The sequence below is a fragment of the Rothia sp. HMSC069D01 genome (assembly GCF_001810135.1).
Classification (GTDB): Bacteria; Actinomycetota; Actinomycetes; order Actinomycetales; family Micrococcaceae; genus Rothia.
Genome location: NZ_KV800109.1, coordinates 201,069 through 226,436 on the forward strand (window position 1 = coordinate 201,069; position 25,368 = coordinate 226,436).

The following is a 25,368-nucleotide window of genomic DNA, read 5'->3' on the forward strand; positions in this document are numbered from 1 at the left end:
CAGATTGAGGGTGCTGAGAAGCCGGTGGGAGGGAGCGGAAAAGCAGGGGATATAGAGAAAGAGCGTGTCCCATCCCCCTCAACCACGTAGGAGATGGAACACGCCGTTCAAAATCATAACTCTTCTCAAGAATTAAAGAAAAGAAGAATCAATCGTGACGTTTTTATGACGTTTGGCAAAAGTATGTCATCCATGTTGGGGCACGAGAGCGAGAAAGCTACACGGCGCTAGGCAGTACAGCCTAGCGCCGTGTAGCTTCAAGAGTCGCCAGGTTAGCGGCGTGCCGCGACGGTGTTGTCCTCCACCTCGTGAAGTCGCTGCGCCTCACCGGCGGTGCGCTCATCGTAGAATTCCTGAGCCACGAAGCCGCCCTCCGAGCGGGGAGCGTTGTAGAGCTCCTCATCCAGGATGCCCTCGCGGCGAGCCACAATCGCGGGAACCAGAGCTTGACCGGCAACGTTCAGGGCGGTACGACCCATGTCAACGATCGGGTCAATCGCCAGGAGCAGACCCACACCGTCCAGCGGCAGACCCAGAGTGGAAAGGGTCAGGGTCAGCATCACGATAGCGCCGGTCGTACCGGCGGTCGCTGCCGAACCGAGCACGGACACCATCACAATCAGCAGGTACTGGGTGAAGTCCAGCTGAATACCGTAGAACTGAGCCACGAAGATCGCGGCAAGAGCCGGGTAAACCGAGGCGCAACCGTCCATCTTGGTGGTCGCACCCAGCGGAACGGCGAAGGATGCGTAGGCGCGGGGAACGCCCAGGTTACGTTCGGCAACGGTCTGGGTCATCGGCATCGAACCCATTGAGGAGCGGGACACGAAGCCCAGCTGGAGCGCCGGCCACACACCCGAGAAGTACTGGCGGACCGACAGACCGTTCGCGCGAACAATAATCGGGTAGACCACGAGGAAGACCAGCAGCAGGCCAATGTAGAGGGCGATGACGAACGCGACCAGCGAACCCATCGACGCCCAACCGTACGCGAACACTGCCTTAGCAATCAGACCCACGGTACCCAGCGGTGCCAGGCGAATAATCCACCACAGAATCTTCTGAATAATCGCCAGAGCGCTCTTGACCACGTCAATGAACGGCTTGGCTGCCTCACCGACCTTCAGCGCGGCAATGCCGACTGCGCCGGAAATGACCAGGATCTGCAGCACGTTGAAGGATGCCGAGGCGGTAATGCCGGAATCGCCGGACTTAGCGCTGACACCCAGACCCAAGAAGTTCACCGGAATCAGACCGGTCAGGAACGCGGTCCACGAACCGGTCGAGCCGGTGTACGCCTTGCCCTGCACCTGCGCGCCCACGCCCGGCTGAACAATGAGGCCCATCGCAATACCAATAAGCACCGCGAAGAACGCGGTAATCGCAAACCAGATGAGCGTGTTAACCGCCAGACGCGCCGCATTAGTCACCTGCGACAGGTTCGAGATGGAAGCGACCACGGCGGTGAAAATCAGCGGAACAACGGCCGCCTTCAGCAGGGTAACGTACGAGGAGCCGATGGTATCTAAGGTCACCATGAGCCAGTTGGGGTTGCTCTTCGCGTCCCCACCCAATGCGAGGGCGAGCGCGCCGAGAACAATACCCAGAATGAGGGAGGCAATGATTTGGTTGCCGAAAGAAGTAGCCCACTTGGGCAGACGTGAACGAGATGATGCATGCGGTGTAGACATGTGGCATACTCTAAAACTTTTGTGCACTCGCGCGCGAGTTTGTGTGAAGAAGTGTTTCAACCAGGCGCAGGGCGGGGCAGATGTGACGAATCGTGACCATCCGGTAGGCCCGCCTGCAAGCGAGCGTAACGGCAGTTTGTTGAGGTAGGTAGAGGCAGATATTTAAGGGGGAATCATCGCAAAAGCAAACAGAAAGGAAACAACTGCGCAACATGCGGGGAAGCTTGCTGAGATTTTGCCGTCAGCTAATAAGCCGAAAGCTAGAGCTTGATATGCTGGAATCACACCGATAGTCCGGCGAAAGTCGCCGGATGATGCTGTACCCACTCAGCTTCATATACGCGTTGAGCAATACGCCACGCACCACCTTTCAAGGAGAGATGCATGAGTTCTGCTCCCCAATACCCCGGCGGAACCACCACCCCCAACGGCCCGAAGAAGCCCGGCAACCGCATGGAAGCAGTCGCCAACTTTGCTACCCGCGCCGCACAGACCTCTGCCCAGCAGACCCTGAACCTGGGCGCGACCCGCCCCGGCATCGCCAAGATGATTGCCGTAGCGGGCGCTGGCGTGCTGCTGGTTGGCGGTGGCATCTTCGCCTACAACTCCATGCACCAGGAAGAGAACGCGTTCCTGTCGCAGGGCGAAGAGTACGCCCGCGTCTGCCAGGATGCGAAGACCGGCCTGCGCGTGGAAGATAGCGAATGTGAGAAGGCAGGCGTTCAGGAGCCGACCGACTCATCCAGCAGCGATTCCTCGGGCTCCTCGAACTCGTCGGGTTCCTCTAGTTCCTCCGGATCTTCTGGGTCTTCGGGCACTTCTGGTTCGACCACCACTCACAATAATTCGAATGCGTTCCTCTGGTACTACCTAGGTCGCCAGAGTGCCGCTAATTCTTCCGGCACCCCCACGGTTCCCGGTGTGGGCACCAAGCTCTCCGGAGGCAGCACCACCCGCCCCAGCAACGGCACCGTCTACAGCGGCGTGTCCTCCAAGGGCGGCGGCTTCGAGGACTCCTACCGCACCGCGAAGAAGTCCTCCACCGTCTCCTCCGGCAAGGTAACCAGCACCAACAACTCCGGTAAGACCTCCACGGTGCGTAATAAGACCACCGGCTCGGTCTCCAGCGGTAAGCAGGGCACCAGCAATAGCGGCAGCACCGGCTCCTACAGCAAGTCGAACACCTCCAAGTCGGGTTCGTCCTCGAAGTCCGGTTCCTCGTCTAAGTCGGGTTCTTCGTCCAAGTCTGGTTCTTCCTCGAAGTCCGGTAGCAAGGGCGGTTTCGGTGGCGGCTCCAAGTCCGGTGGCGGCCGCTCCGGCGGCTAAGCCATAAGCCATCACACTAAATGCGGGCAGGGACTGAACGGTCCCGCCCGCATTTTCCTCACTATTTTCCAATCACTACTTCGAAGGAGCCTAGCCCCTCATGCGCCGTGAAGAATTTCCCGTCGGCCGACCCGACTGGGAGAACGTCATCATTGAGGAAGGCCTCACCTACAGCGTGGACGGCCCCCACGACACCGACCACTATTGGAACGAATACGCCGCCTACATTTTCAGCCCGCAAGAAATGGACTCTGTGCGCGCCCAGGCGGAAGAAATGCACCGCATGTGCCTGGAAACCGTCGAGTACATTGCCTCCGGCGCGTTCGGCACCCTCGGTCTGCCCCAGGCGGCGTTCAACCTCGCCGTAGAATCCTGGAACCGCCGCGACGCCGACTTCTACGGACGCTTCGACTTCACCTACTCGGGCGTGCCTGGCGACCCCATGAAGCTGCTCGAATACAACGCAGACACCCCCACTGGCATCGTGGAGGCGGCAGTCAGCCAGAAAACCTGGGCGAAAGACCAGCGCCTCGATACCCGCGGCTACGCCCACTGGGGTGAAATCGGCGAAGCCTTCACCAACCGTTGGCGCCACATCTTCGCAGCCGAAATTGCCGCTGGCGTGCAGCCCGTACTGCACCTGGCGCACGTGAGCCCCGAGATTGACGAGAACAACGAGGACTACAACAACCTCTGGCTCATCGCCTACTCGGCGCAGCAGGCGGGCATCAAAACCCACATGATTCCCATCGACGAAGTCATCTTCAACGAGGACACCAAGAGCTGGGAAGACGCCTACGGACGCGCCATCACCAACCTCTTCAAGCTCTACCCCTGGGAAGACCTGGTCACCGACAGCGAAGCAGGCTACGACAAGCTCCTCTTCGCCTACCATGACTCCATGCAGCGCTGGATTGAGCCGGCGTGGAAGATGTTCCTCTCCAATAAGCTGCTGCTTGCCGCGCTCTGGGATAAGTACCCCGGCCACCCGAACCTCGTACCCACCTACGCGGGCCACCGCGGCGGCATGCGCAACTGGGTTCGCAAACCCATCTTCGGACGCGAAGGCGACGGCGTAGAAATCTACGCCCCCGACTACGACGTCTTCATCAAGCCCGAAGACGACGACTTCTTCGCCAACGCCCCCGAAAGCGAATTCATCTACCAGGAGTACATTCCGGCACCGCGCTACGAAGGCATTATCAACCCGGTCAGCCACCCCATCCTCGGCGTGTGGGTGGTCGACGGACGCACCGTAGGCGTGGGCATCCGCGAATCGAATGGCGCGCTCACCGACTACTGGTGCCGCTTTGCCCCGCACCTGGTGGATCTGAACGACTCCACCGGCATGGGATTCGGCACCACCGACCCCGGCACCGCAAACTTCGGATAGCCTTCAGAAGACATAGCCCCCAGAAGACATATCCTGCAGAAGACACGAAAATACAGCGAAGCCCCCGCATCAGCCGCAAAGCTGAAGCGGGGGCTTCGTCTATAGAGCTCCTAATCTCAAGACTCTAGTTCAGGGGATCCAGTTCAGAGACTCCAGAGATTCACTCAACGAGGAGCGAGCAGACTAGAGGCTACTCGTCATCGTCCTCATCGTCGTCATCCTCAGTGTCCAGAGGGAGCATCATCTCATCGGTCAGAGCGCGGCGCAGAGTGTCCAGACCCACCGAACCGAGCAGAAGCGCACGCGTGTGGAATGCACGCATGTCATCGCCGCGGCGCACAGCCTGATCGCGCAGCTCCAGCCAGAGGCGCTCGCCAATCTTGTAGCTCGGCGCCTGACCCGGCCAACCCAGGTAACGCAGGAACTCGAAACGCAGGTGGCCCTCGGACTCGTCCAGGTTCAGCTTCAAGAACTCGTAACCCAGCTCAGAAGTCCAGATGGTGCCCGGCTCAACGCCCAGCCGCTCAGCCCACTCGTCCGGAATCGGCATCTCGCAGTGAACACCAATATCGAAGACCACGCGGGCGGCGCGCATACGCTGAGCATTCAGCATGCCCATGCGGTCACCCGGATCCTTCAGGTAGCCCAGCTCCTCCATGAGGCGCTCGGCGTACAGCGCCCAGCCCTCACCGTGACCGGACACCCACAGCATGTTCGTGCGCCAAGAGTTCATGGTGCCCTGCAGAGCCGTAGCAATCGCAATCTGCAGGTGGTGACCCGGAACGCCCTCGTGGTACACGGTGGAGGTTTCACGCCAGGTAGTGAACGTGTCCTCACCCTCGGGAACCGACCACCACATGCGGCCCGGACGCGAGAAATCGGGGGAGGGGCCGGTGTAGTAAATACCACCCTCGTTCGTGGGCGCAATGCAACACTCAATGCGGCGCATGGGGCCGCCAATTTCAAAGTGGCTACCCGCCAGGTTCTCCACCGCGGCGTCGGCGAGCTTCTGCATCCACGCCTTCAGCTCATCGGTGCCGTGCAGCTGACGTGCCGGATCTTCATCGAGCAGCTGCTTCGCACGCTCAATGCTTGCGCCCGGCTCAATCTCCTCGGCAACCTCACGCTGACGAGCGATAATGCTCTCCAGTTCCTTCACGCCCCAGGCGTAGGTTTCGTCCAGGTCAATGGTGGTACCCAGGAACGAACGGGAGTGCAGGCTGTACGCCTTACGGCCCACAGCGTCGCGGGAGGGAGCGACCGGCTGCAGCTTCTCCACCAGGTAGCTGTTGAGGCGGCGGTAGCCTTCCTTCGCAGCCTCGGCACCGGCGGCAGCCTCATCCTTCAGGGCGGGGACAGCCTCGGCGACCTCAGCCGCCAAATCATCAAAGAAACCACCGGGAGCGTAGTACGCGGCGGTCTGCTCAATGACAATATCCACCTGGCGGCGCGGGGCAACCTTACCCTCTTCACGAGCCGCCTCAAGAGTCTGGATGTATCCCTCCAGTGCCTCGGTGACGCGGTGCATACGCCCAATAATGTGCTCCCAGTCCTGCTGGGTGTTGCGCTTCATCAGGTCGAAGACCGAGCGCACTTCCTGCGGGACGGACGCAATATTGTTCAGCTGCCAGCCGCCAAAACCAGCCTTGTACTGCTTGCGGTACAGGCTCAGACGCTCCTGCAGAGCATCCAGGGTGACCAGGTCAACGTCATCAATAGGCAGGACGTTATCGACCTTCTTCAAAGTCTTCTTCGCAAGGCGCGCAAAAGCCTTCTCGCCGGCGGGCGAGTAATCGGGGTACAGGGTCTCTACGCCCTTACGACCAAGCTCGGTTGCATGGACGGGGTTCAGGTCGAGGACCTTTTCAAAGTATTCGTTAGCAATCTGATCGACGTCGGTCAGCGAGCGCTTCAATCGGTAGATGCTGGGAAGTTCCTGGTAAGTGCTCATGTTCATATCCTAACGCAGGGGTGTGCCTCCAACCACGATTTTCGGTGATTTAGCTCGCTTAAACCGGCAATATTACGGGCTGAGCGGCACCGAACACGACGAAAAGGGCTCACCTGTGGACAACTCACCGGGGCGCAGGCGCGAAAATGCCCCGGCTTTCTCCCACCTGAACGTGCAGGAGAGAGAAAACCGGGGCATACCCAAGATGGGCTAAAAGCTGCTAGCTGGTGACTTAGCCGGCGAAGTATTCACCGTTCAGCTCCAGCAGACCGTTTGCGCTCTCGACCACGCCGAGGCGGTGCGCAATGAGGCGGTCCTGCAGCTCATCGCCGGACACCAAATCCACCAGAATGTTCGGGTACTTGGTCGAGCAGCGGATGAACTCGTCGTACGCCTCATCGCTGAACGCCGCGTTCGTGATGAAGGTGCCGAGCTGACCGCCGCGGGCGTGAATCGCCAGGAAGAACGCGGTAATATCCTGCGGCTGAACGCTCGCGGACAGCACACCGTTCGCTACCGGGCGCAGAGTACGCACGTAGAATGCGCGTTCTTTTTCACCGGTGGCGGGAGTTGCCACACCATCTACGCCCTGAGCCTCCAGAGCCTCCACCGTGTAGCCGCGCATCAGGAACAGATCGAAACCAATGCTGCGGAAACGCTCCTCAGACACCTGAGCCAGCGCCGGAGCCAGCGCCTCGCGGCGGAAGACCTGACGGTAACGCTTCAGAGCCTCACGCACCTGCGCGGCAGCCACCTGCAGCGCGGTCGAGGACTCAGCAGCCGAAACAGCCGGAGCGGAAACAACCGGCTGGGCAGGAGCCGCGGCGGGCGCAGAAACAGCAGGAGCGGGCACGGCAGGCTGGGCGGTAGCCGCAGCGACCGGCGCCGGAACCTCAGCGGGAGCCTGGGTAGTAGCCGCCACCGGCGAACCGGCAGGACGCGCCAACAGCGCCGGAGAAGCACCCGGCACCGGAGCCAACGGCTCACGACCCTCACGACCCTCACGGGCCGCCAGACGAGCCTGACGCTCCGTCGCGCGCGCCTCCTTAGCAGCCTGAAGAGCCTCCTCACGAGCCTGCAGTTCAGCGGCAATATCCTGAGGCAGCTTGTGCTTGAGCGACTGCGGCGGTAGCGGCGCCATGCGGGCGGTCACCGCCTCCGGAGCACCCTCCGGGAATCGCTTGAGCAGCTCCTTACCCGCCTCGCTCAGCTCGTAACGCTCCGGGTTCTTGCGGGAAGTACGACCGGTACCCTCACGCAGAGCATTCAGGTAGCGCTCGCCCTTCAGCACGTGCATCGCCACCGAATAGCGGTTACGCAGACGCGGGGTCAGCTTATAACGGTGCGGAGCAATCTCACCCTGCAGGTACGGGATATCCAGGGCGAGCTTCAACTCATCGTAGATGTCGTAGTAGGAGATACGCGGGTTCTCCTCCACGAGCTTCAGAATCGGGTACAGCAACTGATGCGGGTACGGCAGAGCATCCACCGCTGCAGGATCCAGTAGAGCCGAAGCCACCAGCTTCTGAACGCTCGGCTCAATCATCTGCGCCAAAGCCGGTGCAAACGCAGGACCCAGCGAGTAGACGGTCTCACGCTCGGACAGGTAGTGGTGGGCGATCAGCACATCGTAGAGGTAATCCTGCGCGTCAATCTGCACAAAATAGGGGTTCGAGGTCGCCTGCTGGATGCGCTCGTCGCGGTCAAAGACCTGCTCCAGGCTCGGAAGGCTCAGCTCCACATCGGCGCCGTGGTTGTTGAGAGTATCGAGCAGAAGAACGCCCATATGGGTCAGCAGAGCATCGGTTGCGGCAATATCCTCAGCGGTAATCGAGGTGCCCTCATCCTTAACCAGCGCCAGCACGGAGCTCAGCTCGCTTGCGGGCACGCCAGTCTCCTCGTGGCGTGCCACCAGCTCCTTCGCAGACGGGGACAGCGAGTACAGCGTCAGCGGCGAATCCGTGTGCTCGTGAATGGTCTTGGTGCGCAGGTAGCCCTCACGGGTCAGCAGGCTCAACGCCTGAGCAATCACCGGCTCCACGATGCGCTGCTCCAGATACGACAGACCGTACCAACCCTGCACGAAACCGCACTCACGCAGCACCAGCTCGCGAATCTTCACGGGCGCCGCCGCAGGGTAGGACGGGGTAACGCTCAGGACAATGGGCAGAAGCTCACGCACCGTAATGTGCGAGAGCAGAACCGGGTAGAACTGCTTCAGATAGTGCAGGTACACGCCGCTCTGCAGAGGCAGAACCGGCAGAAGAGCCTGCGCCTGCTGTTCCTTCGGGGTACCCAAAAGCTCACGGCCAGCCTCGCTGAGGGTGTAGTGCAGGTTGCCCGGATGCAACTGGCTGAGGGACACCTCAAGATAATCAGCATTGACCAGCGCCGCAATCAGCTTATTGAGTGCCTCACGGAAGAGGACATTGTCACCGACCGCAATGAAACGCTGAGTCATGTTGAAACCCAGGTCCACGCCAACCGGGGTGTACATATCGGGGAAGAAAACCTTCTCGCCACGATCCTGCGCGCGCTCAAAATGGCGGAGCAGAGAGAAAGCCGCCGCAATGCTGAGAGTGCGTGCTTCCTCGGGTAGAGCCTCCCACGAGGTTTCCTGCTGCAAAGAGTGCAATTCGGAATGATCGATATGGAGCATTGTTTTATTCACAAAAGCCACGCCGGGCTCCTTATCTAGTGTTATTTATCGTGCAGGCGTTCTTCATAAAGTGCAGTCATGCGAACGGGAAAATAATCACGAAAGTGAGCGGCACCATCTTTATTTTTGGGCCGGCACTTTGAAATCCCGCAGTGAAGAGAAGCGAAGAGAAGCAGGGTAGGTAGTTTTTTCTCAACCCGTCCCGCTTACGCACCGTCTTCAACGACGAACACTTCAGAAAAGAACGCTATAAATTGGGGTGAAGTGTCTAGACCGTCACGGGTATATTCACTTCGTGAAATAATGCGAAGAATATATAACGCATTACCTTCATTATTGTATCGGCTGGTTCGAGAAATAACCTAGATTTCTAAAACCAGCCGATATGTGAAAAATATCCTCAAGGAAAAGTGAAAATACATTAAGTGAAATGACGTGGGAAATGCATGAAGGCCAGAGATATTCGGAGAGAAATAACTCGCCCCAGAAACACCCCGGCTACTCCAAGCCGCGGGCAAAATACTCCTCGTCAATGCGGTAACCGCACTCGCCCTCACCATCAAGAACACCCACACGGTGACGAATCATCAGCTCCACCAACTGGTGTCGATCAACCAGCGCAATATTGCGAGCGCCGGGCAAACCCTGCAAATACTCGGGAACCGGATGCGCAAAAGCACCGCAGGTCACCAAAACACCCTGCAGGCCGCCGTGCAGAAGCACTGCACCGGCAAGCTTCTGAATCTCGTTGGGGGTGACCTTCATAGTTCCGCAATAATGCTTCACCTGAATATAAATCGGCGCGAAATCCAGGCCATCAGAATAGCGGGCAATAACGTCAACACCCTTATCATCAGCACCGCCGGTTACCTCGGTGTTAAAACCAAGAGCCGTAAAAATATCGGCAACAATCTGCTCAAAATATTCTGGCGTCACCGCGTGAATATGCTGAATCAAATCCTGCGTAAAATGCTCCGCGAACTCAGCCTGAGCGTGAATCACCGGCGAATCGCTGGCACGCAAAATAATATCCAGAGGTGACTGACCGGCGGGCCAGGACCCCGCAGCCTCCGCAGAATTCAAAGCATGCGCAAGATGCGCCGCGCCGGTTGCCTCATAAGCAGCGGTGGCGGCATCAGCATGATCAGCGCCTGAGAAATGCGGCAGAGCATGAAGGACGCCGGTATCAGGAGTGCCAAAAATGAGGCGATGCTCCTCCTGCGCATTCTCCAGTAGCGCGTTCGCCTGCTTCTTCAGCTTCTTCACGCTTTTTGCCGTCAAACTCTGAGAGCACAACGCCTGCACCTGCTTCACCACACGCGGCGGCACCGAACCGTGCAGATGCGGGGTGCAGGTCAGCTCGGCACCCAGAGGAGTGAGCAGGTACTTCCTCTTCTCCCACGGGGTTATACGAGGCATCAGCTGGGCATAACGAAGTGCCACCAAGATTTTCAAGGTGGTGCGCACAGCCACCGCAAAATCGGTGGATTCAAGAGCCGGTAGGTTCTTCTTCGACCCCAGCGCCTTAGTCTGCTGCCGCAACTGCTCGCTAACATAGGCGGCGGTGCGGGGCACAGTCTTCGACAAGCGCCGTAGCGTCGGCAACAGAAGCGCGATATAGACATCCGGTGGGGGCCTATGGTTTTTATTCAGCATCTTTGCCATGGTCCCTGCCAATTTACTAACACTATTGTGATGGTATATACATCCTAGCATCAGCACATATCATCATGACTTTATTGGCTCTAATGTGACGAAATCATAAGAATCAGTGTATTAGATATTGAATAACGCAATATAAATCTTGAATTTGGGGCAAAACAATAAATTCCCGTCACACCAGCCGGTGTAACGGGAATCTATCCGTCAGATGAGAGCCACCCGCATTACATGGGGCGAGCGCGCCTCCACGAACCGGGACCGGGACGCAACGAAACACCCAGGCGCTGACCGCGGTTCAGGATACGTGAAGCGGCACCCACCAGCGAGTTCTGCTCCTGCTTCGCGGCGCTCGCCTGCATCATCGCCACCACGGCGGTCAGCGCGGCAATCTCCTCCGGGGTGGGGGAGCCCTTGACCACCTTCAGCAGCGGCTCCTGTTCAGCGTCAGTATCTACCGAAGACTGAGCAGAATCCTTCGCGGCGCTGGATGCGGTATCCGCGTGCGCAGAAGAACGTGCGGAGCTACGCTCAAGCTGCTCGGGGCTCTCAGCAACCTCCGAACTATCCTTCTTTTTACCGAATGAGAAATAACTCAGCGGGTTGTAGCCTGCCAAAGGCACGCCTCCTTAGAAAACCTAAAATCCTGGGGATGCCTGCGCCACAAGCGGCGTGGGCACAGCGGAAGCCTACAGTGGGATGTTGCCGTGCTTCTTCGCCGGGGTAGCCGCACGCTTATCGTGCAGGGCACGCAGCGAAGAAATAATGCGCACGCGAGTCTCACTCGGGGCAATAACCTCGTCAATGTAACCCAGCTCAGCAGCCTGGTACGGGTTCAACAGCTCTTCCTCATACTTGGTGATCAGCTCAGCGCGGCGAGCCTCAACATCGCCACCTTCAGCCGCCAGAGCAGCCAGCTCACGACGGTACAGAATATTCACCGCACCCTGAGCGCCCATCACGCCAATCTGAGCGGTGGGCCACGCCAGGTTAATATCGGCACCCAGCTTCTTCGAGCCCATCACAATGTACGCGCCGCCGTACGCCTTACGGGTAATGACGGTAACCAGCGGAACGGTCGCCTCCGCGTAAGCGTAGAGCAGCTTAGCGCCGCGGCGAATAATGCCGTTGAACTCCTGATCGGTGCCGGGTAGGAAGCCGGGAACATCCACAAAAGTCAGAATCGGAATGTTGAACGCATCGCAATGGCGCACGAAGCGGGCAGCCTTCTCGGATGCAGAAATGTCCAGGCAGCCGGCGAACTGCATCGGCTGGTTCGCCACAATGCCGACCGTGCGGCCCTCAACGCGGGCGTAACCAATCATCACGTTCGGAGCGTACAGCGCCTGCATCTCCAGGAAATGGCCGTCATCGACCACGGACTCAATGACCGCGCGCATATCGTAAGGCTGGTTCGCAGAATCCGGGATGAGAGTATCCAAATCCAAATCGTCCACGCACACCTGCGCCTCCTGGTCATGCTCCAGGGGCAGGGACTCTGCAAGGTTATTCGAGGGCAGGAACTCGAGGAGCTCACGCACAAAGTCGAAAGCGTCTTCCTCGTCCTCAGCCAGGTAGGTGCTGGTACCGGTCACCGAGTTGTGCTGACGCGCACCACCGAGGGTCTCCATGTCCACATCCTCACCGGTCACGGTCTTAATGACGTCCGGGCCGGTAATGAACATGTGCGAGGTCTTATCCACCATGATGATGTAGTCAGTCAGAGCGGGGGAGTAAGCGGCACCGCCAGCGCAGGGGCCCATAATGACAGAAATCTGCGGAACCACACCGGAGGCGCGCACGTTCATGCGGAAAATATCGGCAAACATCGCCAGGGAAGCCACGCCCTCCTGAATACGGGCGCCACCACCATCGTTAATGCCGATAACCGGGCAGCCGTTCTTCAGAGCGAACTTCTGCACCTTCACAATCTTCTCGCCGTTCACCTGCGAGAGAGAACCACCGTAAACGGTGAAGTCCTGCGAATACACGGCAACCAGGCGACCGTCCACGGTGCCGTAACCGGAGACCAAACCGTCACCCAGGGGCTTCTTCGCCTCCATACCGAACGCGGTGGTGCGGTGGCGGGCGAGGGCATCAAACTCTACGAAAGAACCCTCGTCCAGAAGCATGTCGATGCGCTCGCGGGCGGTGTTCTTACCGCGTGCGTGCTGCTTCTCAATAGCTGCCTCACCGCTGGGCGCGAAGCTGCGCTCTCGACGTGCATAAAAATCAGCGAGCTTACCGGCGGTGGTGCTCAAATCAAATTCCTGCTGGAGGTTCTCGGACATTATTCCTCGTTCCTGCTCCACCCGATTGTCGGGAGCCAGTGGTTGCGGTGATAGGGTGCTCAGGTGCCCCGAAGAGCACTCTTGAACAATGTGCATATCTTTCAACTATAGTGCGAACTAGGGCACATGTGCCAGGTGAGAAGCCAGAATATCAACACTAGATACACTTTTATGCACGCACCGCCCGTAATGATGCGCGAAGAGCGCTGAAGAGGCATCTAGAGCGCAGAGACACGATGCAGAAAACCCCCTCTCGCGCCGGCAATCCATACCAGCGAAAAGGGGGTTCAAGCTACTTGAGCTTTACGAAATTTAGATGGTGCCCAGAATTTAGATGGTGCCCAGAACCGGGTTCCACTCGGTCACGGTGTGAGACAGAACCGCGCCACCAACGTTCATCGGGTCGTTAGCCACAATCTTTTCGGCTGCCTCAGCGGAATCAACCTTTGCAATCAGCAGAGCGCCAGCGGGGGTCTCGCCGTCCAGCAGAGGACCCGAAACGATTAGGTTGCCCGCCTCAATCTGCGAACCAAGGTATTCGCGGTGAGCCGGACGGTACTTCGCCTGCTCCTCGGGAGCTGCGTAAACGTAAGTAATTGCGTAATAAGCCATAGCGGTCTTCTTTCGAGCAGAGCGGAGGAACCTCCGCAGCCGGTCGGTGCTTGATGCACCCTCACTGTCTAATGTACCGTCTCGGGTGCCGGTGGGCATCACCGGCGGCAAGAAATTGGTATGGTGAGAAATCAGTGCGACTCGGTAGAAACCGGCAGATTACGGCGGCAGGTTGATAGCGGGTCTGCGAATTGCAGGACTGATTGAGGTAGGACAGAAAGGTGCAGGCTATGGCTGAAAACATGCATAACGAGAGTGATCATTCGGTTTTGGATGCGCCGCGCATCCGCACCGTGGCGCTGGACGCGGGCTACTCCAGCGTAAACCTCTACGATGAAGTCGACTCCACCACCACCCGCGCCCGCGAGCTACTTATGGACGGCACGGACCCCGAACGCGAACAGCTCGGTGAGCTCTCCGTCTACGCCAGCCTCTACCAAAGCGCCGGACGCGGCCGCCTCGCCCGAGCCTGGACTGCCCCTCCCGGAGCCTGCCTCGCCGCGAGTATCGTGGTGCGCCCGCACGCCTCCGCAGACCCGCTCGCCCGAGAACTCCCCGAAGGCAGCTACCACTGGATGACCCTCATCGCCGGGCTCAGCGTGGTCGATATTTGGCGCAGCTACGGCGTGGATGCCGCCCTCAAATGGCCCAACGACGTCATCGCGCAGGGCGCTAAGGGGTGCGGAATTCTCGCCCAGCTCGTTCCCGAAAGCGGCTCCACCGAGGGGCAGCGCAGCATCATTGTGGGCATCGGCCAGAACACGAACATGTCCGCCGAACAGCTGCCCGTACCCACTGCCACCAGCCTGAGCCTGTGCACCGGGCAGGTCATCGACTCCTCCGAGGTGCTCGCCCGACTGCTCGGCATCTTCGCCCGCCGCTACCGCGCCTTCGTGCGCGCCGGTGGTGACCCCGAACGCCCCGACCCCCTCAACCCACAGAGCATCAGCCTGCTCGACCAGGCACGCGCCTCCACCGCAACCCTCGGAGCCAGCGTGCGCATGAGCCTGCCCGACGGAAGCACCGTAGATGGCATTGCCGAAGACCTCGATGCGCAGGGGCGCATCCTCATTCGCCGCGAGGACGGAACCATAGAGCCCTACGCGGTGGGCGATATTGAGCATCTTCGCCCCGCCAACGGTAGCTACGGAGATTTTCAGCAGGCACACTAGAACCAACCTATAAAGTTTCTGCCCATAAAATTTTGCCCGGCACAGCAACACTGAATACGCCCGCACCACCTCAAACCGGCGCCTCTAATCCGGTACACACCCACCAGCACAGCTAAGGAACACCATGCGCCTGCGCGGAAAACTCAACCCCGGTGAGCATGTCATCATCGCCACCCGACAGCACTACGGTGCTCTGCTGCCCGCGCTCGCCTACCTGCTGGTTGCTATCGCCGCCTCAACCTTTGCCTCCACGGCACGGTCCTCACCGATTCTGTGGACTCTCGGCACGATGTGTGCGGTGGGTGCCCTGCTTGGTGCTGTGCGTACTGCCTGGCGGTGGGTTACCACCTACTACCTGCTGACCACCCATCGGCTCGTAGTGCGCCGCGGTGTGATGACCCGTAGCGGAGACGAATCCCTCTACCTGGATTCCATGGGCGAGCGCTGGGCAAAACAGCGTGGCCCGGGTGCCTGGTTGGGCTATGGGTCCGTGTATGTGGTCTGCCGCGGAGCGCATCACCGTCTGACCTATGTGCCTGAACCCAAGCGTTTTGAAAAAGAAATTAAATCCGCTCGACGCGACTACTACGCCCTGCGTTCCCGCTATATCTAGCCCTCTCTGGGGTGCGTCCGCCCACTATAAGGAGGGTGGACCGGTTGGCTCGGAGCCTAACCCGGCGCCTAAATCTGCCGAAAAAATGCGGATTAGAGTATTCTTAAATGTGAATTACTCCACTAAAATATCTTTGGGTGCGGGCGCTTTGACGCCCAAAACACCGCAGTGGGGGGTATATTAACAAGGCGCTATACAGTGAAGCAGTGCACAATCGACGCACGGCACACGCCAGCGCATCCGCACGACAGAACAGATGATCCGGCAGATATGAAAGGAGCGGCAGCGGCAATGAGCACGGCAGACCACCATGAACCTGCGCACTCTCCGCAGGGTACCGGCGCCACCATGGGCCCCGAAACCCAAATGCTGAACCTCAAAATTCTGCAGAACCTCGCCCAGAACAATATCTACCGCGACGAGGAATCCAAGGCGGGAATCCGAGCCCTCGAAAAGTCGCTCCTGGGACAGGGGCGCCGCTACACCCCCGTAGAAGCCGCAGAATGCGCCGGACTTCCCCTCGAAACCGCCCAGCGTATCTGGCACAATATAGGCTTCCCGACAATTGCCAACCACTCGCCCTACTTCACTGAAACAGACGTGCAGATGCTCGCCGACCTGCAGAAGTTGGACGCAGACGGCGACATTCGCATGGAATATGTGGCATCCCTCGTGCGCGCTGAAGGTCAACTGACCGACCGTACCGTCGCCTGGCAGATTGAGGCGCTCGTGCACAACATTATGGTCACCGAAAACCTCAGCGATAATGATGCCCGCCGCAAGCTCCTCAAAGACTTCCCGCGTTACCTCGAGGTTCTCGAGCGTCTGGCGCTCTACGCATACCGTCGCCAGATGTACGCCGGAATCCTGCGCCTGGGATTGCGCGAAAACAACGTGACCACCTCCGGACTTTCCCGCCTGCCCCTGGTGCGAGGCGTAGGGTTCGTTGACCTGGTTTCCTATACCTCCCTGGTGCGTAACCTGGACGCCGCGGCTCTTTCTCAGCTCATCAACCACTTTGAGCAGAGCTGCCTGGACGTCATCGCACCCCTGGGCGGTCGCATTATCAAGACCCTCGGTGACGAAGTCTTCTTCCTCACCGAAACCCCGGACACTATCGCAGAAATTAGCCTGCAGCTCTCCGAAAAGATCGGCGCCGACCCGCAGCTACCGGAAGCCCGCGTCGCCTTCATTTGGGGCGAGGTTCTGGCTAACCGCGGCGACGTGTACGGCTCCAGCGTGAACCTGGCTGCGCGCCTGGTCTCCCTCGCTGAACCGGGTACCGTGCTGACCGATAATGAGACAGCAAACACGCTCCGACAGGTGGGAAATCGCTATACTCTCACCTCTCAAGGGACGCGAAACGTTAGAAGCTTTGGTAACGTAGACCCCGTGGCGGTGACTCGTCGCGCGAACTACACAATGGAGATAGACCTCTCATGACTGAACTGAAACTACGTACCGGTGGTGCAACGCACCGCGGCGCACATCGAGAAAATAACGAAGATTCGATGGTCGTTGCCGGTTCCCTTTGCGTGGTCGCGGACGGCATGGGAGGCCACGAAGCCGGCGAAGTAGCATCGCGCCTGTGCGTGCGTCAGCTTGCCTACTCGCCCTTCTTCACCATGCCCGGTGGCCGTAGCGAAGAGGAGCAGCAGGCCTACGCTGAACGCCTCGCCGCCATTGACGACTCCGACCCCGCCAAGCGCCGTCGCCGCGCCAACACCGTCCTCAACAACGAAATCGTGGGCACCCTGAACCGCCTGCACGATATCCTTGGCGAAACCAACGAAGAAATTAAGCAGGCGCTCTCCCGCGCCGGCGGCACGACCGTCACCGGCGCCTGGCTGACCAGCATCGGTGACCGTAACCTGTGGGTTATTTTCAACGTGGGTGACTCCCGAACCTACCGTCTGCTGCGTGAAGACGACGGTATTCACCACTCCGCCATGGAGAAGCTGCCCGGCTCTGAGGGTTCCGCCTCGCTGGAGCAGGTCACCACTGACCACTCCGAGGTGCAGTACCTGGTTGACGAGGGTCAGATTACCGCCCTGGAGGCGCTGACCCACCCGCGCCGCAACGTGATTACCCGTGCGCTGGGTACCGGCAACTACTGGGAACCGGACTTCTGGGTTCTGCCCGCCCGCGCCGGTGACCGCCTGATGCTCTGCTCCGATGGCCTTTCCGGTGAGCTTTCGCACGAATACATGGCGCGCGTACTCACCTCGATCCGCCACCCGCAGGACGCCGCTGACGTGCTCCAGCACGAGGCGCTGCGCTCCGGCGGCCGCGACAACATTACCGTGATTGTTGCCGACGCTGTCGAAGCCTAAACTTCATACCTTATGATTCACCCCCGCCCTCTACAGGTACTCGCGCGAGTGCCTGCAGGAGGCGGGGGTGAACTGTATCCGCGCACAGAAACTAAGGAAGCGCAATCCGGTAAGTGGCTACGGCACTCTTGCCTCATCGTTTGCCTCATCGTTCGCGCTCGCGGAACCTGCCAATATGACGAGCGATAGGGGAGAGGCGGATCAAAAACGCTAGACTGGACGGGTGACTGAGAACAACACCACCCAGCAGACTGCCCCCGCCGAGACTCGAGCAGAGAGCCCCGCAGAAAACTCCGTGGAGATTACCGAGGCCCTGCGCGCCGAGTACGCGGAACTGACCGATAAGATTCGTGCCGCCCGCCGCGCCTACTACAACGAGGACGCGCCCTTCCTCTCTGACGCCGAGTACGATGCGCTCTACCGCCGCCTCGAAATCATTGAGGCGGAGCACCCGCACCTGATCGCCAACGACTCGCCCACCCAGGAAGTCGGCGGTGAAGCCATCGAAGCTTTCGCACCCGTCACCCACCTGCAGCGCATGTACTCCCTCGAGGACGTCTTCTCCTTCGAAGAGCTGCGCGCCTGGCTGACCAAGACCGAGGAGAGCGCCCGGAACCTCACCGGTAGCGCACCGCAGTGGCTGACCGAGCTGAAGATCGACGGCCTGGCGGTGAACCTGCTCTACCGCAACGGCACCCTCGTGCGTGCGGCAACCCGCGGCGACGGCACCACCGGCGAAGACGTCACCCACAACGTGCGCACCATCGCGAGCATCCCGCAGCAGTTGAGCGGCAAGAACCACCCCGAAGAGATTGAAATCCGCGGCGAAGTGTTCATCTCCTCCGCCGATTTTGAGAAGCTCAACGAGTCCATGATTGCCGCCGGCAAGAACCCCTTCGCTAACCCGCGTAACGCCGCGGCAGGCTCGCTACGCCAGAAGGATGCGGCGATTACCGCTTCGCGCCCGCTGAGCATGTACGTGCACGGCATCGGTTCGCGCACCGGCCTGGATATTGCCACCCAGTACGAGACCTACGATCTGCTCGCCTCCTGGGGCCTGCCCGTGAGCCCCTACAGTGAAATCGCCGCTAACACCGAGGCGGTGTTCGACTTCATTAATAAGTACGGCGAGCAGCGCCACTCCCTGGTGCACGAAATCGACGGCATCGTCATTAAGGTCAACGACTTCGCGACCCAGGCTCAGCTGGGCTACACCTCCCGTGTGCCGCGCTGGGCGGTGGCGTACAAGTACCCGCCCGAAGAGGTGCACACCAAGCTGCTGGACATCCGCGTGGACGTGGGACGCACCGGCCGCGTGACCCCCTACGGCGTCATGGAGCCCGTGTTCGTCTCCGGCTCGACCGTCGAACGCGCCACCCTGCACAACCAGGACGTGGTCAAAGCTAAGGGCGTGCTCATCGGTGACACCGTGGTGCTGCGCAAGGCAGGCGACGTGATCCCCGAGATTGTTGCCCCCGTGGTTGCCCTCCGTGACGGCACCGAACGAGAGTTCGTCATGCCTAGCGAATGCCCCTCCTGCGGCTCGCCCCTTGCCCCCGGCAAGGAAGGTGACGTGGACCTGCGCTGCACGAACCCGCGCTCCTGCCCGGCACAGCTGACCGAGCGCGTGTACTATGCGGCAAGCCGCGGCGCCTTCGACATTGAGGCGCTCGGCTTCGAAGCAGCAAAGGCCCTCACCAGCCCTGCAACCCCGGACACCCCTCCGCTGACCACCGAGGCGCACCTGTTCAGCCTCAACATTGAGGACCTGCGCGAGGTCACCATCGAGCGTGAGAAGAAGGTCAAGGGCGTGGGCACCGGAAAGATGGAGCGCGTGCCCTACTTCTACACCAAGCCGACCAAGGCACGTCCCGAGCCGAAGCCCACGAAGAATACGCTGAACCTCTTCGCCGAGCTGGAGAAGGCAAAGCAGCAGCCGCTGTGGCGCGTGCTGGTTGCCCTCTCGATTCGCCACGTGGGCCCGACCGCTGCCCGCGCGCTCGCCGCGGAGTTCGGTTCGATGCAGGCGATCCGCGAGGCCGACCGTGAACGCCTTGCCGCTGTGGACGGTGTGGGCACCACGATTGCCGACTCGATTATTGAGTGGTTTGCTGAGGATTGGCACGCCGAGGTGGTGGACTCCTGGGCTGCCGCCGGTGTGCGCATGGAAGATACTCGTGACGAGTCCGTGGAACGCACCCTGGAGGGCTTGACTGTGGTCGTGACCGGCACGCTGAACGGTTACACCCGTGACGGTGCGAAGGAAGCCATTATTTCTCGCGGCGGTAAGGCATCCGGTTCGGTGTCTAAGAAGACCCACTTTGTGGTCGCTGGCGCGAACGCCGGCTCGAAGCTGGATAAGGCTCAGCAACTGGGTCTGAAGGTGCTGGATGAAGAGGGCTTCACCGCCCTGCTCGAGGGTGGTCCGGAGGCTGTTGAGGCTACCGCCGAGTAGACCCGGTAGCGGGGTCATCTGAATCTGACCCCTGCAATATATAGAGCATTCAGGCTCTGGAGTGCGTGCTCCAGAGCCTGAATGCCAATTTTTGGTATTTGTAATTACCACAGCTTTTAAGGTGGAAGCGCCTTAAAACACTCCCAAAGCGAAGAAATATTTAAAAAATATTTACACGCCGTTCAAAACCCTTAAAGGTGGTGCTCATTCACCCCGAATCGGAAAGCTCAGTGGGGGAGTGCACTCGGGGTTAAGTCCCTAGAAAACCCCGAAATTCCGGGGTGAAACCCTTAAGATACGCGGGGTTCTAGGTCTTGATTAATGTTTCCTGCACTTTTAACCTGAAAGAACCCTGGGAGAACCCGGGACGTTCACTGTGAACTTGAAATCAGGTTGGAATCATAAAAAACCTCGGCTATCTTTGAGACCAGACAGATTCTCGCAAGGGAATCGCCTGTGTGGTTTCAAGCTTGGAATGCTTGAAACGATGCCCGGTTCTACCGCACGTCCCCACCGAGGAAGTGCCACCCGGATTCCGCACATAAGTGCAGAATCGCTCACGGTGACATGAAATCGGTGGAGAGCCGCTCACATGGTAGAGCCAGAATATGAGTAACCTACTTCGTTATCAAAGGGTGAGCGGCGGCGCGCTAGAGTTCCGGGGACGGAACGAGCGGGGACGGCCCCAAGGAGCATTATGAAGAACACTTCCATTCGTCGTACCGCAGCAGCTCTCGCCATCGGTGGCGCTGTAGCAGCTACCATGTCGATGCCCGCTGCAAACGCAGTAGACGGTGCTACCTGGGACGCACTGGCACAGTGCGAGTCCGGTGGCAACTGGTCCATCAACACCGGTAACGGCTTCTACGGCGGTCTGCAGTTCACCCAGCAGTCCTGGAACGGCGTCGGCATGTCCGGCTCCCCCGCGACCGCTACCCGTGCACAGCAGATCGAGGCTGGCGAGCGTCTGCTCGCTATCCAGGGCTGGGGCGCATGGCCCGCATGCTCCGCTAAGCTTGGCCTCTACGGCAAGACCGGCGCAGCTCCCACCTACACTGAGCCCACCACCACCGTGGCTGCACAGTCGCAGACCCAGCAGACCTACACCGCTCCCGCGGCACAGGCTGCACCCGCAGCAGCACCGGCAGCTCCCGCAGCAGCACCCGCTGCACCGGCAGCTCAGGCTGCACCCGCAGCAGTTGAGGCTCCCGCAGCTCCCGCCGCAGCACCGGCAGTTGAGGCTCCCGCAGCTCCCGCTGCAGCTCCCAAGGCTGCAGCAGGCACCTACACCGTGGTTCCCGGTGACTCCCTCTCGCTGATCGCTGCAAAGCTCGGCGTTGCAGGCGGCTACCAGGCAATCGCAGCTGCGAACACCGACATCATCTACAACGTTGACCTGATCTTCCCCGGCCAGGTTCTGACCATCCCCGCCTAAGGATTAACCCCCAAGCGTAACGTGGACACGTTGTAGCCCAACGCCCCGCACCTCATACGAGGAGCGGGGCGTTGAGTATTTAACCCGAAAACAGGGGAGAAGAACACCGCCTGAACACACAAACCAGCAGGTAAACCCTCCAACCCCCAATGAGACGGAAAACGCAACCTCCACTACACTAGAGAAGAGACAAGAAAACAAACTACGGGAGAACCATGTCTGCCATCACCTTTGAACAGGTAAAGCACCTGGCATCGCTGGCACTCATTGAGATGACCGATGAAGAACTCACCGCGATGGCGTCTGAGCTGGACGTCATCGTCGCATCCGTTGAGACCATGTCGCAGAAAGCAACTGCCGACATCCCCGCGACCAGCCACCCCATCCCCCTCGAGAACGTCTTCCGTGAAGACGTACCCGTCACCACCCTCACCCAGGAAGAGGCGCTCTCCGGCGCCCCCGACGCACAGGACGGCAAGTTCCGCGTGCCGGCAATCCTCGACGAAGACTAAGAGGAGAACAACCAAGTGAACGAACTGATCCAGCTCACCGCTGCAGAAGCAGCAGAAAAGCTCGCATCCGGCGAAATCACCTCCGTCGAGCTCACCCAGGCACACCTGGACCGCATCGCAGCCACCGACGGCGCACCCCTGAGCGACAACCGAGCAGACGGCAAGAATGGCCTCAACGCCTTCCTGCACATCAACGCCGAAGAAGCACTCGCCACCGCAGCAGCAGTGGATGCAGACCGCGCAGCAGGCAAGGAACTGCCCCCGCTCGCAGGCGTACCCATCGCCGTCAAGGACCTCATCGTCACCAAGGGCCAGCCCACCACCGCAGCATCGCGCATGCTCGAAGGCTGGATGAGCCCCTACGACGGCACCGTCACCCGCAAGGTCCGCGAAGCACGCATGCCCATCCTCGGCAAGACCAACCTCGACGAATTCGCAATGGGCTCCTCCAATGAGCACTCCGCATTCGGCGTAGTCCGCAACCCCTGGGCACTCGACCGCGCACCCGGCGGCTCCGGCGGCGGCTCCGCAGCAGCCGTCACCGCCTTCCAGGCACCCCTGGCGCTCGGCACCGACACCGGCGGCTCCATCCGCCAGCCCGCAGCGCTGACCGGTAGCGTCGGCGTCAAGCCCACCTACGGCTCCGTCTCCCGTTACGGCGTCATCGCCATGGCATCCTCCCTCGACCAGGTAGGCCCCGTCGCACGCACCGTCCTGGACACCGCACTGCTCCACGAAGCAATCGCAGGCCACGACCCGCTCGACGCAACCTCCCTGCCCGATGAGCCCGGCAACTTCGTTGAAGAAGCCAAAGCAGGCGCAGAAGCCGCACGCAAGGGTGACCTCTCCGGCCTGCGCATCGGCGTCATCAAGGAACTCGGCGGCGGCGACGGCGAAGGCTTCGAAGCAGGCGTCCTCGCACGCTTCCGCGAATCCGTCGAAGAGCTGCGTGCCGCAGGCGCAGAGATCATCGAGGTCTCCCTGCCCTCCGTCACCGAAGCCATCAGCGCCTACTACATGATCATGTCCTCCGAGGTGTCCTCCAACCTGGCACGCTACGACGGCGTCCGCTACGGCCTGCGCGTCGTACCCGAAGACGGCCCCGTCACCATCGAACGCGTCATGTCCGCAACCCGCTCCGCAGGTTTCGGCCACGAGGTCAAGCGCCGCATCATCCTCGGCACCTACGCACTGTCCGCAGGTAACTTCGACGCCTACTACGGCGCCGCACTGCGCGTACGCACCCTCATCCAGCGCGACTACGCGGCAGCATTCGAAAAGTGCGACGTGCTCATCTCCCCGACCGCGCCCTCCACCGCGTTCAAGCTCGGCGAGAAAACCGAAGGCGACCCCATGGCAATGTACCTGGGCGACGTCGCAACCGTGCCCGTCAACCTGGCAGGCGTCCCGGCGCTCTCCCTGCCCGGCGGCCTCTCCGAAGAGAACAACCTGCCCGTCGGCATCCAGTTCACCGCACCCGCACGCGAAGACGCACGCCTCTACCGCGTCGGCGCAGCGCTGGAAGAACTGCTCACCGCAAAATGGGGCGCACCGCTCTACAAGAGCCTGCCCGACACCGAAACTCTGATCCGCGACTTTGACTTTGGGGGAACCAAGTAATGAGTGAAGAAGTCCTCAGCTTCGAAGAAGCCATCGAAAAGTACGACCCGGTCCTCGGCTTCGAGGTGCACGTCGAACTCAACACCAAGACCAAGATGTTCGACTCCGCACCCAACGAGTTCGGCGACGAACCCAACACCAACGTCACCCCCGTATCGCTCGGCCTGCCCGGCGCGCTGCCCATGGTGAACAAGACTGCTGTTGAGTCCGCCATCAAGCTCGGCCTGGCACTGGGCTGCGACATTGCAGACAAGTCCTACTTCGCCCGCAAGAACTACTTCTACCCGGACTCCCCGAAGAACTTCCAGACCTCCCAGGCTGGCGGCCCCATCGCGGAAAACGGCTCCCTGGACGTTGAGCTCGAAGACGGCACCATCTTTACCGTCGAAATTGAGCGCGCCCACATGGAAGAAGACGCAGGCAAGCTCACCCACGTCGGCGGCGCAGACGGCCGAATCCAGGGTGCAACCTCCTCCCTGGTCGACTACAACCGCGCAGGCGTGCCCCTGATCGAGATCGTCACCCGACCCATCGTCGGTGCCGGCGAGCGCGCACCCGAACTGGCACGCGCCTACGTTGCCGCAATCCGCGACATCGTACGCTCCCTCGGCATCTCCGACGCCCGCATGGAACGCGGTAACGTCCGATGCGACGCCAACGTCTCCCTCATGCCCAAGGGCGCAGAGAAGTTCGGCACCCGCTCCGAAACCAAGAACGTGAACTCCCTCCGTTCCGTCGAGCGCGCCGTCCGCTACGAGATTCGCCGCCACGCAGCGATCCTCGAACGCGGCGAAAAGGTCACCCAGGAGACCCGCCACTGGCACGAAGACACCCGCGAAACCTCCTCGGGTCGCCCCAAGTCCGACGCTGACGACTACCGTTACTTCCCCGAACCGGACCTCGTACCGGTCGTCACCAACAGCGAATGGATTGAGCGTCTGCGCGCCGAACTGCCCGAACCCCCGGCAGAACGCCGCCGCCGCCTCAAGGGTGAGTGGGGCTACTCTGACGAAGAGTTCCGCGACGTCGTCAACGCCGGCGCACTCGACGTCATCGAAGAGACCGTCGCCGCAGGCGCAACCGCAGCAGCAGCCCGCAAGTGGTGGATGGGCGAGATTGCCCGCCGCGCAAAGCAGGCTGAAGTTGAGCTCACCGCCCTCGGCGTGGAGCCCGCAACCGTGGTCGCCCTCGAAGCGCTCATCTCCGAAGGCAAGATCAACGACAAGATCGCCCGCCAGGTGCTCGAGTTCGTCCTCGCCGGTGAAGGCACCCCCGCCGAAATCGTTGAGGCACGCGGCCTCGCCGTGGTCTCTGACGACGGCGCGCTCACCGCAGCCGTTCAGGAAGCCCTGGCAGCAATGCCCGATGTTGCCGACAAGATCCGTGCCGGTAAGGTTCAGGCTGCTGGCGCTATCGTCGGTCAGGTCATGAAGGCTACCCGCGGTCAGGCTGACGCCGCCCGCGTGCGTGAGCTGATCCTGGCTGAGTGCGGCGTGGAAGGCTAAGCTTTTCTGCTGACCCGGCTCTAACGAAAGAGGCGCTGTCTCCCGAGGTGGGAGGCGGCGCCTCTTTCGTTTTCCCTAATTTCGCTTGGGATACGGCGTTCCGTCTGGCTCCGCTTGGAAAGGCGGTTATCGTCCTCGTTC

At 60.5% G+C, this 25,368-nt stretch carries 18 protein-coding genes; 11 read left to right on the plus strand and 7 right to left on the minus strand.

The features are described 5' to 3' along the window. Window positions 1-272: 272 nt before the first annotated feature. Entirely contained in the window at window positions 273-1,691 is a 1,419-nt protein-coding gene (locus tag HMPREF2710_RS08640) for a dicarboxylate/amino acid:cation symporter (protein WP_070600663.1), read from the minus strand. A 384-nt stretch (window positions 1,692-2,075) separates the two neighbouring features. Between HMPREF2710_RS08640 and HMPREF2710_RS08645 the strand changes: the two genes are divergently transcribed. Next, window positions 2,076-3,017, plus strand: coding sequence for a hypothetical protein (locus HMPREF2710_RS08645; protein WP_070600665.1), 942 nt, complete (start codon window positions 2,076-2,078; stop codon window positions 3,015-3,017). 100 nt (window positions 3,018-3,117) lie between these two features. Beyond that, on the plus strand, window positions 3,118-4,410 hold the full coding sequence (locus HMPREF2710_RS08650; RefSeq protein ID WP_070507805.1) for a glutathionylspermidine synthase family protein: 1,293 nt from the start codon (window positions 3,118-3,120) through the stop codon (window positions 4,408-4,410). Window positions 4,411-4,600: 190 nt separating this feature from the next. Here the strand turns inward: HMPREF2710_RS08650 and HMPREF2710_RS08655 are convergent, their stop codons facing one another. The 6 genes from HMPREF2710_RS08655 to HMPREF2710_RS08680 all read right to left on the minus strand — a co-directional run bounded on the left by HMPREF2710_RS08655 (window position 4,601) and on the right by HMPREF2710_RS08680 (window position 13,582). Next, complete coding sequence (locus HMPREF2710_RS08655; RefSeq protein ID WP_070507803.1) at window positions 4,601-6,361, minus strand: DUF885 domain-containing protein; 1,761 nt, start codon at window positions 6,359-6,361, stop codon at window positions 4,601-4,603. 232 nt (window positions 6,362-6,593) lie between these two features. Further along, complete coding sequence (locus HMPREF2710_RS08660; protein WP_070600667.1) at window positions 6,594-9,041, minus strand: restriction endonuclease; 2,448 nt, start codon at window positions 9,039-9,041, stop codon at window positions 6,594-6,596. Window positions 9,042-9,518: 477 nt separating this feature from the next. Beyond that, a complete protein-coding gene (locus tag HMPREF2710_RS08665) occupies window positions 9,519-10,607 on the minus strand; it encodes a restriction endonuclease (RefSeq protein ID WP_246824559.1) in 1,089 nt (362 codons plus the stop codon). Window positions 10,608-10,906: 299 nt separating this feature from the next. Further along, window positions 10,907-11,302: an acyl-CoA carboxylase subunit epsilon gene (locus HMPREF2710_RS08670; RefSeq protein WP_371326374.1), complete on the minus strand. Its 396-nt coding sequence runs from the start codon at window positions 11,300-11,302 to the stop codon at window positions 10,907-10,909. A gap of 66 nt (window positions 11,303-11,368) precedes the next feature. Then, the gene (locus HMPREF2710_RS08675; protein WP_070600673.1) at window positions 11,369-12,970 is read right to left on the minus strand and encodes an acyl-CoA carboxylase subunit beta; all 1,602 of its coding nucleotides are present in this window, start codon (window positions 12,968-12,970) and stop codon (window positions 11,369-11,371) included. Window positions 12,971-13,300: 330 nt separating this feature from the next. Then, window positions 13,301-13,582 (minus strand): YciI family protein, encoded by a 282-nt coding sequence (locus HMPREF2710_RS08680; RefSeq protein ID WP_005507003.1) that lies wholly within the window; start codon window positions 13,580-13,582, stop codon window positions 13,301-13,303. 230 nt (window positions 13,583-13,812) lie between these two features. On the opposite strand from HMPREF2710_RS08680, the gene HMPREF2710_RS08685 reads away from it, so the two are divergent. The 9 genes from HMPREF2710_RS08685 (at window position 13,813) to gatB (ending at window position 25,227) form a co-directional block, all read left to right on the plus strand. Continuing rightward, window positions 13,813-14,754: a biotin--[acetyl-CoA-carboxylase] ligase gene (locus HMPREF2710_RS08685; protein ID WP_049351997.1), complete on the plus strand. Its 942-nt coding sequence runs from the start codon at window positions 13,813-13,815 to the stop codon at window positions 14,752-14,754. A 124-nt stretch (window positions 14,755-14,878) separates the two neighbouring features. Continuing rightward, window positions 14,879-15,367, plus strand: a complete 489-nt coding sequence (locus HMPREF2710_RS08690) for a glucose ABC transporter permease (RefSeq protein WP_070507790.1) — start codon at window positions 14,879-14,881, stop codon at window positions 15,365-15,367. Window positions 15,368-15,658: 291 nt separating this feature from the next. Next, window positions 15,659-16,810, plus strand: a complete 1,152-nt coding sequence (locus HMPREF2710_RS08695) for an adenylate/guanylate cyclase domain-containing protein (protein WP_049345199.1) — start codon at window positions 15,659-15,661, stop codon at window positions 16,808-16,810. Beyond that, complete coding sequence (locus HMPREF2710_RS08700; RefSeq protein ID WP_070600675.1) at window positions 16,807-17,700, plus strand: PP2C family protein-serine/threonine phosphatase; 894 nt, start codon at window positions 16,807-16,809, stop codon at window positions 17,698-17,700. Before HMPREF2710_RS08695 ends, HMPREF2710_RS08700 begins: the two co-directional genes overlap by 4 nt. 223 nt (window positions 17,701-17,923) lie before the next feature. After that, window positions 17,924-20,155 (plus strand): NAD-dependent DNA ligase LigA, encoded by a 2,232-nt coding sequence (gene ligA, locus HMPREF2710_RS08705; protein WP_070600676.1) that lies wholly within the window; start codon window positions 17,924-17,926, stop codon window positions 20,153-20,155. A 697-nt stretch (window positions 20,156-20,852) separates the two neighbouring features. Then, a complete protein-coding gene (locus tag HMPREF2710_RS08710) occupies window positions 20,853-21,590 on the plus strand; it encodes a transglycosylase family protein (protein WP_049358758.1) in 738 nt (245 codons plus the stop codon). A 215-nt stretch (window positions 21,591-21,805) separates the two neighbouring features. Continuing rightward, complete coding sequence (gatC, locus tag HMPREF2710_RS08715; protein ID WP_005507016.1) at window positions 21,806-22,102, plus strand: Asp-tRNA(Asn)/Glu-tRNA(Gln) amidotransferase subunit GatC; 297 nt, start codon at window positions 21,806-21,808, stop codon at window positions 22,100-22,102. A 15-nt stretch (window positions 22,103-22,117) separates the two neighbouring features. Continuing rightward, window positions 22,118-23,722, plus strand: a complete 1,605-nt coding sequence (gatA, locus tag HMPREF2710_RS08720; protein ID WP_049338850.1) for an Asp-tRNA(Asn)/Glu-tRNA(Gln) amidotransferase subunit GatA — start codon at window positions 22,118-22,120, stop codon at window positions 23,720-23,722. Next, window positions 23,722-25,227 carry an Asp-tRNA(Asn)/Glu-tRNA(Gln) amidotransferase subunit GatB gene (gatB, locus tag HMPREF2710_RS08725; protein ID WP_005507019.1) on the plus strand — a complete coding sequence of 502 codons (1,506 nt, stop codon included), beginning with the start codon at window positions 23,722-23,724 and terminating at the stop codon, window positions 25,225-25,227. Before gatA ends, gatB begins: the two co-directional genes overlap by 1 nt. Window positions 25,228-25,368: the final 141 nt, after the last annotated feature.